The sequence below is a fragment of the Variovorax sp. BGA-UO-ETr-C22 genome, from assembly GCF_059567965.1.
In genome coordinates this window covers 1,395,654-1,407,903 of record NZ_JCAQPA010000011.1, presented here as the reverse complement: position 1 = coordinate 1,407,903, position 12,250 = coordinate 1,395,654, and the positions used below count along the sequence as shown (strand labels likewise).

At 69.3% G+C, this 12,250-nt stretch carries 11 protein-coding genes; 9 read left to right on the top strand and 2 right to left on the bottom strand.

What is annotated here, in order from left to right:
- The first annotated feature begins 14 nt into the window (after positions 1-14).
- Genes cbiB through AC57B8_RS26635 form a run of 5 tightly spaced genes read left to right on the top strand, consistent with a single transcriptional unit; the run spans position 15 to position 3,641 of the window.
- Entirely contained in the window at positions 15-995 is a 981-nt protein-coding gene (cbiB, locus tag AC57B8_RS26655) for an adenosylcobinamide-phosphate synthase CbiB (RefSeq protein WP_496481249.1), read from the top strand.
- Positions 992-2,008 carry an aminotransferase class I/II-fold pyridoxal phosphate-dependent enzyme gene (locus tag AC57B8_RS26650; RefSeq protein WP_496481248.1) on the top strand — a complete coding sequence of 339 codons (1,017 nt, stop codon included), beginning with the start codon at positions 992-994 and terminating at the stop codon, positions 2,006-2,008. The genes cbiB and AC57B8_RS26650 overlap by 4 nt, the downstream gene beginning before the upstream one ends.
- Before the next feature lie 54 nt (positions 2,009-2,062).
- Positions 2,063-2,416, top strand: a complete 354-nt coding sequence (locus AC57B8_RS26645) for a CidA/LrgA family protein (protein ID WP_496481247.1) — start codon at positions 2,063-2,065, stop codon at positions 2,414-2,416.
- Positions 2,413-3,141, top strand: a complete 729-nt coding sequence (locus AC57B8_RS26640; RefSeq protein ID WP_496481246.1) for an LrgB family protein — start codon at positions 2,413-2,415, stop codon at positions 3,139-3,141. The genes AC57B8_RS26645 and AC57B8_RS26640 overlap by 4 nt, the downstream gene beginning before the upstream one ends.
- A gap of 35 nt (positions 3,142-3,176) precedes the next feature.
- Positions 3,177-3,641 carry an OsmC family protein gene (locus AC57B8_RS26635; protein WP_496481245.1) on the top strand — a complete coding sequence of 155 codons (465 nt, stop codon included), beginning with the start codon at positions 3,177-3,179 and terminating at the stop codon, positions 3,639-3,641.
- Between the two features lie 69 nt (positions 3,642-3,710).
- On the opposite strand, the gene AC57B8_RS26630 is transcribed toward AC57B8_RS26635, so the two are convergent.
- On the bottom strand, positions 3,711-4,625 hold the full coding sequence (locus tag AC57B8_RS26630; protein WP_495263722.1) for a LysR substrate-binding domain-containing protein: 915 nt from the start codon (positions 4,623-4,625) through the stop codon (positions 3,711-3,713).
- A 181-nt stretch (positions 4,626-4,806) separates the two neighbouring features.
- On the opposite strand from AC57B8_RS26630, the gene AC57B8_RS26625 reads away from it, so the two are divergent.
- The 4 genes from AC57B8_RS26625 to AC57B8_RS26610 all read left to right on the top strand — a co-directional run bounded on the left by AC57B8_RS26625 (position 4,807) and on the right by AC57B8_RS26610 (position 11,899).
- On the top strand, positions 4,807-5,688 hold the full coding sequence (locus tag AC57B8_RS26625; RefSeq protein WP_496481244.1) for an alpha/beta hydrolase fold domain-containing protein: 882 nt from the start codon (positions 4,807-4,809) through the stop codon (positions 5,686-5,688).
- Positions 5,689-5,843: 155 nt separating this feature from the next.
- Positions 5,844-7,097 carry an efflux RND transporter periplasmic adaptor subunit gene (locus AC57B8_RS26620; protein ID WP_062479898.1) on the top strand — a complete coding sequence of 418 codons (1,254 nt, stop codon included), beginning with the start codon at positions 5,844-5,846 and terminating at the stop codon, positions 7,095-7,097.
- A 40-nt stretch (positions 7,098-7,137) separates the two neighbouring features.
- Positions 7,138-10,410 (top strand): efflux RND transporter permease subunit, encoded by a 3,273-nt coding sequence (locus tag AC57B8_RS26615; RefSeq protein ID WP_496481243.1) that lies wholly within the window; start codon positions 7,138-7,140, stop codon positions 10,408-10,410.
- Between the two features lie 25 nt (positions 10,411-10,435).
- Positions 10,436-11,899: an efflux transporter outer membrane subunit gene (locus AC57B8_RS26610; protein ID WP_159271940.1), complete on the top strand. Its 1,464-nt coding sequence runs from the start codon at positions 10,436-10,438 to the stop codon at positions 11,897-11,899.
- A gap of 16 nt (positions 11,900-11,915) precedes the next feature.
- Here the strand turns inward: AC57B8_RS26610 and AC57B8_RS26605 are convergent, their stop codons facing one another.
- A complete protein-coding gene (locus AC57B8_RS26605) occupies positions 11,916-12,158 on the bottom strand; it encodes a hypothetical protein (protein ID WP_496481242.1) in 243 nt (80 codons plus the stop codon).
- Between the last annotated feature and the right edge of the window lie 92 nt (positions 12,159-12,250).

Sequence of the window (12,250 nt, the reverse complement as noted above, 5' to 3'; positions counted from 1 at the left end):
CGAGAATGCCTGCCATGCCCGCGCTCGATCCCTTCACCGTCTTCGCCCTCGCGCTGGTCGCCGCCTTGTGGCTGGCACTGGCCGTCGACCGCTGGCTGGGCGAGCCGCCCGCCGCACTGCATCCGGTCGTGTGGATGGGCCGCTACCTGGACTGGATCGGCAGCCGCCTCGCGCCGCGCGCCGCCGACGCCAGGCCGCGCGACCTGCCGGGCTTCGCGATGGGCGCGCTCGGCTGGTGCGTGGGCGCGATGGCGGCGTTCGCCGTCGCGTCGGCGGTGCAGAGCCTGGCGATGCAATGGCTGCCGGTCTGGGGCATGGCCGTGGTGCTCGGGCTCGCGTTCAAGCCGCTCTTCGCGTGGCGCATGCTGCGCGACGAGGTGCAGGCGGTCGAAGCCGCGCTGGGCGAATCGCTCGACGCAGGCCGCGCCCGGCTCGCGCGCCTCGTGAGCCGCGATGTCTCGGTGCTGAGCGAGCGCGAGGTGCGCGAGAGCGCCATCGAGTCGCTGGCCGAGAACCTCAACGACTCGCTGGTGGCGCCCGTGTTCTGGTTCGTGCTGTTCGGCCTGCCGGGCGCGGCGCTCTACCGCTTCGCCAACACCGCCGATGCCATGTGGGGCTACCGCGGCGAACGCGGCGGACGCGACTGGACCTGGTTCGGCAAGTGGGCCGCGCGCGCCGACGACGTGCTCTCGTGGCTGCCCGCGCGCCTCACCGTGCTGCTGCTGGCCCTCGCGGCCGGCCGCTGGCCGCGCGGCGTGGCCCGCGAGGCGCGCCGCACGCCATCGCCCAACAGCGGCTGGCCGATGGGGGCGATGGCGCTGCTGCTGGGTGTGCGGCTTGCGAAGCCGGGTGTCTATGCGCTGAACGGGGAAGGGCGCTCCGCCACATCGGCCGACACTGCGCGCACCGCGCAGCTCGGTGAACGGGCGGCGTGGGGGCTGGCGGTGATCGCCTCGCTGGCGATGCTGTCGCCGTTGCTGGCGAGGTGGGCATGACGAATCCAACCATGGTGCATGGCGGTCCCGACGAGACGGGTGCCGCGCCGCACGACTTCTCGACCAACGGCAACGCGGTCGGCTCGTGCCCCGCGGTGCTGGCTGCGCTGCGCGAAGCGGACGCGGCGCACTATCCCGATCCGCGCTACACCGCGCTGCGTTCCGCGCTCGCCGATTTCCATGGCGTGTCGGTGGAGCGCATCGCGATCGCCGCGAGCGCGAGCGAATTCATCCACCGCATCAGCGCCGCCGTGGCGCAGGATGGCGGCGGAGAGGTCTGGCTGCCCGCGCACAGCTACGGCGACTACGAACGCTCGGCCTTGGCCTGGGGCCTCGGCGTGCGGCGCGCACCCGAGGGGGGCGACGGCGCCGCGCTGCGCTGGTGCTGCGAACCGTCGAGCCCATTCGGCCAGCCGCAGCCCGACATCGCGCAGCATGCCGCGAGCGATGCCATCTGCGTGCTCGACATGGCCTACGAGCCGCTGCGCCTCGAAGGCCAGCCCTCGCACGACGCCGCACAGCGCGACCGCCTCTGGCAGCTGTGGACGCCGAACAAGGCCATGGGCCTCACGGGCATCCGCGCCGCCTACGCCATCGCGCCTGCGAACGTCGACGTGGCCGGTCCGCTGCTGGAACGGCTCGCGCGCCTCGCGCCGTCGTGGCCGCTGGGCACGCACGGCGTCGCGCTGCTCACGACCTGGACCAGCGACGAAGCGCAAGGTTGGCTCGCGCGCAGCCTCGACATCCTGCGCGACTGGAAGGCGCGGCAGCGCGCCGTCTGCGAATCGCTGGGCTGGCAGGTGCTGCCGGGCGACGCCAACTTTTTCGGCGCACGGCCCGACACGCCATACCCGCCCCGGGCCGCCGCGCTGCGCGCCGAGGGCATCAAGCTGCGCGATTGCGCCTCCTTCGGCCTGCCGGGGCACCTGCGCCTGGGCGTGCTGCCGCCGGCCAGCCAGCAGGCCTTGAAGGCCGCGTGGGCGAGGGCCGGCGCCGCACGACACAGCGGCTGAACGCACCTCGCACCACAATAGGGCCGTCTCAAGAAAAGGAAAACGAACAGGCCCATGCTCTACGCCATCACCACGCTCTTCCTGTGCCAGCTCGCCGGCGAACTGCTCGTGCAGTGGCTGTCGCTGCCGATTCCCGGTCCGCTGATCGGCATGCTGCTGCTCTTCGTCGGCCTGCTGGTGCGCGGCGGCGTGCCGCAGGTGTTGACCGACACCTCGGGCCACCTGCTGCGCAACCTGATGCTGCTGTTCATCCCGGCGGTGACCGGCGTCATGCTGCATTTCGAGCGGGTGGGGCGCGAGTGGCTGCCGTTCCTCGCGGCGGGTGTCGTGGGAGGCGCCTTCACCATGGCGGTGACCGCGCTCACGCTGCGCTGGATGATCCGCATCACGGGCAAGGACGCCGAATGAACGCGCCCGCCAAACTGTCTGAGATCTGGGTCTTCCTGGCCCAGTCGCCGCTGCTGTGGCTGTCGCTCACGCTGCTGGCCTACCTGGGCGCGCTGTGGCTGCATGCGCGCAGCGGGCGCAACCCGATGGTCAACCCGGTGCTGGTGTCTGTGATCGTCATCGTGGGCGTGCTGCTGCTCACGCGCACGCCGTACGACACGTACTTCGAGGGCGCCAAGTTCGTCCACTTCCTGATCGGCCCGGCCACCGTGGCACTGGCCGTGCCGCTGTACAGCCAGGTCGGCCGGCTGCGGCGCCTGTGGCTGCCGATCGGCGTGGCGCTGCTGGTGGGCTCGGTGGCTGCCATCGTGTCGGCCATCGGCATCGGCTGGTTGCTCGGCGGTTCGCACGAGCTCCTGATGTCGCTCGCGCCCAAGTCGGCCACGATGCCGATCGCGATGGGCGTGGCCGAAAAGATCGGCGGCCTGCCGTCGCTGGCCGCCGTGGCCGCGGCCATCGCCGGCATCTCGGGCGCGATCATGGCCACGGGCTTGCTGAATCTGCTGCGCATCAAGGAACCCGCGGTGCGCGGCTTTGCCGTCGGCATGGCGGCACACGGCATCGGCACCGCGCGTGCCATCCAGGTGAACGAGACCGCGGGCGCGTTCTCGGCGCTGGCGATGGGGCTCAACGGCATCGCGACCGCGCTGCTGGTGCCGCTGATCGTGAAGCTGATGACCGTCTGACATCCATTCATCCCATCCATCGAGGAGCACGACCCATGTCCGAGTACACCGCCGAGATCGTCTGGGAGCGGGGCGATCAGGATTTCCTGGCCAACACTTACAGCCGCCACCACGTGCTGCGCTTCGATGGCGGCGCGCAGGTGCCGGGCTCTTCGTCGCCGCACGTGGTGCCGCTGCCGTTCTCCGACGCGTCGGCGGTCGATCCGGAAGAGATGTTCGTGGCCTCGCTGTCCAGCTGCCACATGCTGTGGTTCCTCACCATGGCAGTGAAGCGCAAGTTCGTGGTCGACCGCTATGTCGATGCGGCCACGGGCGTGATGGAGAAGAACACCGAAGGAAAGATGGCGATGACTGTGGTCACGCTGCGCCCGCAGGTGAGTTTCTCGGGCGAGAACCTGCCCACGCGGGAGCAGATCGAACACATGCACCATCGGGCGCATGAGGAGTGCTTCATTGCGAATTCGGTGAAGACCGAGGTGCGGTGCGAGCTGGTCGACTGACAAGAATCGCTCTCCGCACGCCTTGGCAGCGCTGATCCAGCCCTGAGAGGAGGCTGGGAAAGGCGCCCCTCAGCGCCGCTGCAACCTCGGATTCTTCGCAAACAGATCCGCCGCCCAGTCCACGAACGCCCGCACCTTCGCGCTCAGGTGCCGGTTCGGCGGGTACACCACGTGGATCGGCAGCGGGTCGCGCTGCCAGTCGGCCAGCACCTCGACGAGTTCGCCGCTTTCCAGCAGCGGCTCGGCGGTGAAGGTGATGCACTGTGACAAACCGAAGCCCGCGAGCACGGCCGTCATGTGGGCGTTGCTCTCGTTGACCGACACGCGGTAGGGGCCGTTGAGCTCGATGTACTCGTCGCCCTTCTTGAACTCGTGCGGGTACACGCGCCGGGTGGTGCCCGAGAAGTAGCTCACGACGTGGTGGCGCTTCTCGATGTCGTTCGGATGCTGCGGCGCACCATAGCGCTTGATGTAGGCCGGCGAGGCCACGGTGACGAAGTGCAGGGTGCCGATGCGGCGCGCCACCAGCGACTGGTCGTTGAGCTCGCCGGCGCGGATCACGCAGTCGACGTTGTCGCTGATCAGGTCGACGGTGCGGTCGCTCACGCCCAGGTCGACCTGGATGTCGGGGTAGCGGTCGCAGAAGCTGGCCAGGTTGGGCAGGATGATCTGCTGCGCCACCGAGGTGCCCACGTCGATGCGCAGCCGCCCCGTGGGGTTGGCCTGCGCGTTCGTCATGCTGGCTTCCATGTCGTCGAAGTCGTTCAGCAGCCGCGCGGCGCGCTCGAAGTAGGCGGCGCCGTCGGGCGTGACGGTGACGCGCCGGGTCGTGCGGTTGAGCAGCTTCACGCGCAGGCGCGATTCCAGCGCCTGGATCTGCTTGGTGACGGTGCCCTTGGGCAGGGCCAGAGAGTCGGCGGCACGAGTGAAGGTGCCGGCTTCGACCACGCGGACAAAGATCCGCATTGCCTGGATTTGATCCATCGAATGCCTGTTCAGGGAGACCGGCGTATGCCGGAAGGAGGCGGATTCTCACACAAGGAATGCGCCCCTACGGTATGCCCGATTGTTCTCCGTTTGGAAACAGAGTAGGGCTGTGTTTCCTGTTTCAACGCGCTTGTAGCGCCTTATATTTCAACCATCGCCCATCCCCCTGAGGTCGCCCATGTCACCCCGTCCATCGTCCCGGTTCGCTGAAGCTGCTGCGCTTGCCGCGGCGCAAGGCGTGGAGTCCGATCTGTCGATCGAGCTGCCCGGCCGCGAGCCCGTGGCTGCCCGTGTCTACGGTCAGCGTCCACGGGGCGAGACCGTGCCGCTGGTGCTGCACTTCCATGGCGGCACCTTCATCTGCGGCAACCTCGACAACGGCCGCAACGTGGCCCGGCTGCTGGCCGGCGCGGGTGCGGTGGTGGTTTCACTGGACTACCCGCTGGCCCCGGCAGCCCCGTTCCCGGAACCGGTCGAGGTGGGTTATGCGGCGCTCGAATGGCTCTACAAGCAGCGCGTGAAGCTCGGCGGCAAGGGCGCCCAGGTGTACCTGGCCGGCGAAGAGGCCGGTGGCAACCTGGCGGCCAGCGTGGCCCTGGTGGCCCGCGACCGCGCCCATCCACCGCTGGCAGGGCAGATCCTGCTGTCGCCCATGCTCGACCCGTGCGCCGGCACCGCCTCGCTGCGCAATGCCACGAATGATGCCGCCGAGTGCCGTTGGGCCACGGGCTGGGCCAAGTACCTGAGCTGTCCCTCGAACGCCACGCACCCCTATGCGGTGCCGAGCGGATCGCTGCGGCTGGCCGCCCTGGCACCGGCGCTGGTGCTGGTCGGGCCCGACGACGCGATGCGTGACGAGGCCATGACCTTCGCGGGCCGCCTGCGCTCGGCCGGCATCGAGGTCACGAGCAGCGTGCTGACCGGCGCCGACAACTGGCCCAAGGCGCTGTACGACACCGAGGCCGTGGGATGCGCATCCTGCGAAGCCAGCGTGCAGCAGCACTTCCGCGAGTTCTTCAGCGCCACCACACCGCCCCCGGCGGTCCCTGAGCCCAGCTAGGCCCGCGAGGGTCCGCTCCGCCCCCTGAACCAAGCCGCCGCCTCCACCGAGGCGGGTGGCAGGGCTTTCTGTTCTCTGAATTCCGCCTCCTGACGCCGCCGGCGCCGGGATGGCCTGTTGCATCCCGAAAAAGTCATCGAGAAGGACGAACCATCATGTCGAACAAGAACGAACAATCGCTGTCTTCCATCACCCGTAAGGGGCTGTGGCCCGCCGTGACCGGCCTCACCGCGGTGCTGGCCGTGGCCGCCGCGGTGGTGGGCATGTACAGCTTCAAGGCCGAGGCCACCGCCCCGGTCGCCGCGCAACAGGGCACGCCGGTGTCGGTTGCCACCGTGGCGTCGAGCGAGATCAACGCCTGGGACGAGTTCTCGGGCCGCCTCGAAGCCGTGCAACGCGTCGATGTGCGCTCCCGCGTGGCAGGCGCCGTGCAGGCGGTGCACTTCCGCGAAGGCGCGCTGGTGAAGCAGGGCGACCTGCTCATCACCATCGACCCCGCGCCGTACGCCGCCGAGGTGGAGCGTGCCGAGGCGCAGGTGGCCTCGGCGCAGGCCCGCCAGGCCTTCAGCCGCAGCGAGCAGGAACGTGCCCGCCGCCTGTGGGACGAGCAGGCCATCGCGCAGCGTGAACTCGACGAGCGCGTGAACGCCGGCCGCGAAGCCGAAGCCAACCTGCGCGCCGCGCAAGCCTCGCTGCAGACCGCACGCCTGAGCCTGGGCTACACCCAGGTGCGCGCGCCGGTCTCGGGCCGCATCGGCAAGCTCGAAGTGACCGTGGGCAACCTGGTGGCCGCCGGCCCCGGCGCGCCCGTGCTGACCACGCTGGTGTCGGTGAGCCCGATCTACGCGAGCTTCGATGCCGACGAGCAGGTCATCACTCGCGCGCTGAAGGACCTGCCGGCCAACGCCGGCGCCCGCGGCCAGATCGACACGATCCCCGTGCAGATGGGCACCGCCGGCCTCGAAGGCACGCCCTTCACCGGCAAGCTGCAGCTGATCGACAACCAGGTCGACGCCCGCAGCGGCACCGTGCGTGTGCGTGCTTCGTTCGACAACAAGGACGGCGCGCTCATTCCCGGCCAGTTCGCCCGCATCCGCATGGGCCAGGCCCGCAACGACACCGCGCTGCTGGTGAGCGAGCGTGCCATCGGCACCGACCAGAACAAGAAGTTCGTGATGGTCGTGGGCGACGACAACAAGGCCATGTACCGCGAGGTGACGCTGGGCGCGCCCATCAACGGCCTGCGCGTGGTGAGCAAGGGCCTGAAGGCCGGCGACCGCGTGGTGGTGAACGGCCTGCAGCACATCCGCCCGGGTGCGCTGGTGGTGCCGCAGACCGTGACGATGGACGCCAAGCTCGATACGAAGCAACAACAACCGGAACGCGTGGCCGAGGCCGCGAAGTCCTGATTTCGGAGGAGGGCGCCCTGGCGCCCGCCGGAGAACCAACATGAATCTCTCAAAATTCTTCATCGACAGGCCGATCTTTGCCGGCGTGCTGTCGCTACTGATGCTGATCGCCGGCCTGATTGCGCTGCGCGGCCTGCCGATCTCGGAGTACCCCGAAGTCGCGCCACCTTCGGTGGTGGTGCGCGCAACGTACCCTGGCGCCAACCCGAAGGTGATCGCTGAAACGGTGGCCACGCCGCTCGAAGAGCAGATCAACGGCGTCGAAGGCATGCTCTACATGGGCAGCCAGGCGACGACCGACGGCGTGATGACGCTCACCGTCACCTTCCGCCTCGGCACCGATCCCGACAAGGCCCAGCAGCTGGTGCAGAACCGCGTCTCGCAAGCCGAGCCGCGCCTGCCCGAAGAAGTGCGGCGCCTGGGCATCACGACCGTCAAGAGCGCGCCCGACCTGACGATGGTGGTCCACCTCGTCTCGCCGAACAACCGCTACGACATCAACTACCTGCGCAACTACGCGGTGCTGAACGTGAAGGACCCGCTGGCGCGCATCGAAGGCGTGGGCCAGGTGCAGATCTTCGGCGGCGGCGACTACTCCATGCGGGTCTGGCTCGACCCGCAGAAGGTCGCGCAGCGTGGCCTCTCGGCTTCCGACGTGGTGGCTGCCATCCGTGGCCAGAACGTACAGGCCGCGGCCGGCGTGGTCGGTGCATCGCCGGGCCTGTCGGGCGTGGACATGCAGCTGTCGATCAATGCGCAAGGGCGCCTGCAGAGCGAAGAAGAGTTCGGCGACATCATCGTCAAGAGCGGCACCGACGGCGCCGTGACCCGCCTGCGCGACATCGGCCGCCTCGAAATGGGCGCCGCCGACTACTCGCTGCGTTCGCTGCTGAACAACGACCCGGCCGTCGGCATGGGCGTGTTCCAGGCGCCGGGCTCCAATGCGCTCGACATCTCGTCCAACGTCCGCAAGACGATGGAAGAGCTCAACAAGAACATGCCGGAAGGCCTGGAATACCGCATCGCCTACGACCCGACGCAGTTCGTGCGTGCGTCGATCGAGTCGGTGATCCACACGCTGCTCGAAGCCATCGCGCTGGTGGTGCTGGTGGTGATCCTGTTCCTGCAAACGTGGCGCGCGTCGATCATTCCGCTGCTGGCCGTGCCGGTGTCGGTGATCGGTACCTTCGCGGTGCTGCACATCCTCGGCTTCTCGATCAATGCGCTGAGCCTGTTCGGGCTGGTGCTGGCGATCGGCATCGTGGTGGACGACGCCATCGTGGTGGTGGAGAACGTCGAGCGCAACATCGAAGCCGGGCTCACGCCGCGTGAAGCCACGTACCGCGCCATGCGCGAAGTGTCGGGCCCCATCATCGCCATCGCGCTGGTGCTCGTGGCCGTGTTCGTGCCGCTGGCGTTCATCAGCGGTCTCACGGGCCAGTTCTACAAGCAGTTCGCGGTGACCATCGCGATCTCGACGGTGATCTCGGCCATCAACTCGCTGACGCTGTCGCCCGCTCTTGCGGCACTGCTGCTGCGCGGCCACGACCAGCCGAAGGACGCGTTGACGCGCGGCATGGACAAGGCCTTCGGCTGGCTGTTCCGCGGCTTCAACAAGTTCTTCCATCGCGGCTCCGAGGCCTACAGCGGCGGCGTCAAGCGCGTGATCTCGCGCAAGACGCTGATGCTGGTGATCTACCTCGCGCTGGTCGGCGTGACCTTCGGCCTGTTCAAGGCGGTGCCCAGCGGCTTCGTGCCCGCGCAGGACAAGCAGTACCTCATCGGTTTTGCCCAGCTGCCCGACGGCGCCACGCTCGACCGCACGGAAGAGGTGATCACCCGCATGGGCGAGATCATGAAGAAGAACCCGAACGTGGAAGACGCCATTGCCTTCCCGGGCCTGTCGATCAACGGCTTCACCAACAGCTCGAACTCGGGCATCGTGTTCGCCACGCTCAAGCCCTTCGACCAGCGCAAGCGCGAAGACCAGAGCGGCGGTGCGGTGGCCGGCCAGCTCAACGGTGCGTTCTCGAGCATCCAGGACGCGTTCATCGTGATGTTCCCGCCGCCGCCGGTGGCAGGCCTGGGCACGACCGGCGGCTTCAAGCTGCAGATCGAAGACCGCGCCTCGGTCGGCTACGACCAGATGGACGTCGCGGTGAAGGCCTTCATGGCCAAGGCCTATGCGGCGCCTGAACTGACGGGCATGTTCACGAGCTGGCAGGTCAACGTGCCGCAGCTGTACGCCGACATCGACCGCACCAAGGCGCGTCAGCTCGGCGTGCCGGTGACGGACATCTTCGACACGATGCAGATCTACCTCGGTAGCCTGTACGCCAACGACTTCAACAAGTTCGGCCGCACGTACTCCGTGCGCGTCCAGGCCGATGCGCCTTACCGCGCCCGTGCCGAAGACGTGGGCATGCTGAAGGTGCGCTCGACCTCGGGCGAGATGGTGCCGCTGGCCGCGCTGATGAAGGTCAATTCGACCTTCGGCCCGGAACGCGCCATGCGCTACAACGGCTACCTGGCCGCTGACATCAACGGCGGCCCGGCCCCCGGCTATTCATCGGGCCAGGCGCAGGACGTGATCACCAAGATCGCGGCCGAGACGCTGCCCAAGGGCGTGAGCTTCGAGTGGACCGAGCTGACGTACCAGGAAATCCTGGCCGGCAACTCCGCCTTCCTGGTGTTCCCGCTGGCGATCCTGCTGGTGTTCCTGGTGCTGGCCGCGCAGTACGAAAGCCTGACGCTGCCGATCGCGATCATCCTGATCGTGCCGATGGGCATCATGGCCGCGATGGCGGGCGTGTGGATCTCGGGAGGCGACAACAACGTCTTCACGCAGATCGGGTTGATCGTGCTGGTGGGGCTGAGTGCGAAGAACGCGATCCTGATCGTGGAGTTCGCACGGGAGCTGGAGTTCGCCGGACGCACGCCGATCCAGGCCGCGATCGAAGCCAGCCGCCTGCGCCTGCGCCCGATCCTGATGACCTCGCTGGCCTTCGTCATGGGTGTGCTGCCCCTGGTGCTCTCGACCGGCGCCGGCTCGGAGATGCGCAAGGCGATGGGCGTGGCGGTGTTCGCCGGGATGATCGGCGTGACAGCCTTTGGCCTGTTCCTGACGCCGGTGTTCTATGTGCTGATGCGCCGCCTGGCGGGCAACCGGCCGCTCAAGCTGCATGGCGAAGTGCCGCACGGTGACGACTTCGTGTCGGCCGACCACCCCGTGGCCTCGTCGCACGGTGGCGGCGGTGGCGGGCTGCACCCGGTGCCGGCCTCGCCGCGCCCCTCGCATGGCGCGCATGACTGATCGACAAGAAGAAAGAAGGTTGTCCATGACATTCGCAATCCCAACCCTGATGCGCCCCTTGCGCGCCGCCGTGCTGCCGCTGGTGGCGGCCCTGGTGCTGGCCGGTTGCGCCAGCGTGCCTTCGGGCATGCCCACGGTGCCGACCGCGGCGCAGTTCAAGGAACAGCCGGGTGCCACGGCGCCGGCCGGCTTCACCCGGGCCACGCCCGCCGAGGCGCAGCCGCGCGGCGAGTGGTGGCTGGCGTTCAACGACCCGGTGCTCAACACGCTGATCCAGCGCGCCGAGGTCGACAACACCAACATCCAGGCCGCCGCCGCGCGGCTGGCCGAGGCCCGCGCGCTGGCGCGCAGCGCCCAGGCCGACCGCCTGCCGCAGATCGGCCTGGGCGCCGGCGCCAACCGAGGTGCGGGCCTGGACAAGGCCACGGCCAGCACCCGGCCGGGCACCATGACCAACATCGGCGCCACCTTCTCGTACGAGGTCGACCTGTTCGGGCGCCTCTCGGGCGCGGCCGATGCGGCCAAGCTCGACGCGGCCGGCCGCGAGGCGCTGCTGCAAAGCACGCGGCTCGCGGTGCAGGCCGAGGTGGCGCAGACCTACCTGCAGCTGCGCGCGCTCGACGCCGAGCGCGTGCTGGTGCGCGAATCGGTCGCCGCCTACCGCGACACGCTGCGCCTGACGCAGCGCCGCCAGCAGGCCGGCGACATCGCCGAGCTCGACGTGGCGCGCGTGCAGACCGAGGTGTCGTCCACCGAGTCGGACGCGCTCGCGCTCGACCGCCAGCGCGCGCAGGTGGAACACGCGCTGGCCGTGCTGGTGGGCGATTCGGCCTCCAGCTTCGGCATGCGGCCCGACGACTGGGCGACCGCGCTGCCGGTGATCCCGCCGGGCGTGCCGTCCACCGTGCTCACGCGCCGGCCCGACGTGTCGGCCGCGCAGAGCGCCGTCATGGCGGCGCAGGCCCGCGTGGGCGTGGCGCAGACCGCGTGGTTCCCGAACATCTCGCTGACCGGCGCGGCCGGCTACGCCTCGCCCGAGATCGGCGACCTCTTCAAGTGGTCGGCCCGCTCGTGGGGCGTGGGCGCGCTGCTGTCGCTGCCGATCTTCGACGGCGGGCGCCGCGAGGCCGGCGTGCAGGGCGCCAACGCCCAGCTCGACGGCGCGCTCGCCAGCTACCGCTCGCAGGTGCTGGTGGCGTTCCAGGAGGTCGAAGACCAGCTGGCGGCCATCCGCATCTTGCAGGAGCAGTCGGTGGTGCAGGCGCAGGCCGTGACCTCGGCCCAGCGCGCCACCAGCCTGTCGGACACGCGCTACCGCAATGGCTACGTGAGCCAGCTCGACCTGCTCGACGCGCGCCGCAGCGAGCTGCGCAACCGGCGCCAGGCGCTGCAGGTGAAGTCGGCCCAGTACCAGGCGACGGTGGGGCTGATCCGCGCCATCGGCGGCGGGTGGGAAGTGCCGGCCACGGAGAAGGTGGCGACCCGCTGATCGGGTCGATCCGGGCTCAGGCGCTGCTGCTGCCCGGGCCCGGATGCGTCGCCGTGGCGGCCGCCTGTTTCAGCGCCACCGCCCCCAGCGCGAGCGCGCTCGAATAGCTGGCTTGCGGGCGCGCAGCCACCCGCAACGGCCGATAGCCGAGCGTGTCGGAGGTGCTGCCGGTGTCGTGGACGGCTTCGAGCAGGAGCCAGTAGAACCGGCCCGGCTCGCGTTCCTCGACCGTCAGCGCCAGATCGTTGAGGGCGGACATGGCTTGGCGGAGGCGGCCCGCAGCGGGCCGCACCCCTTGGTACGTCCGATTCGGCTTTCCGGATTCGGTTCAGCGCTCAACGACAATCCCCG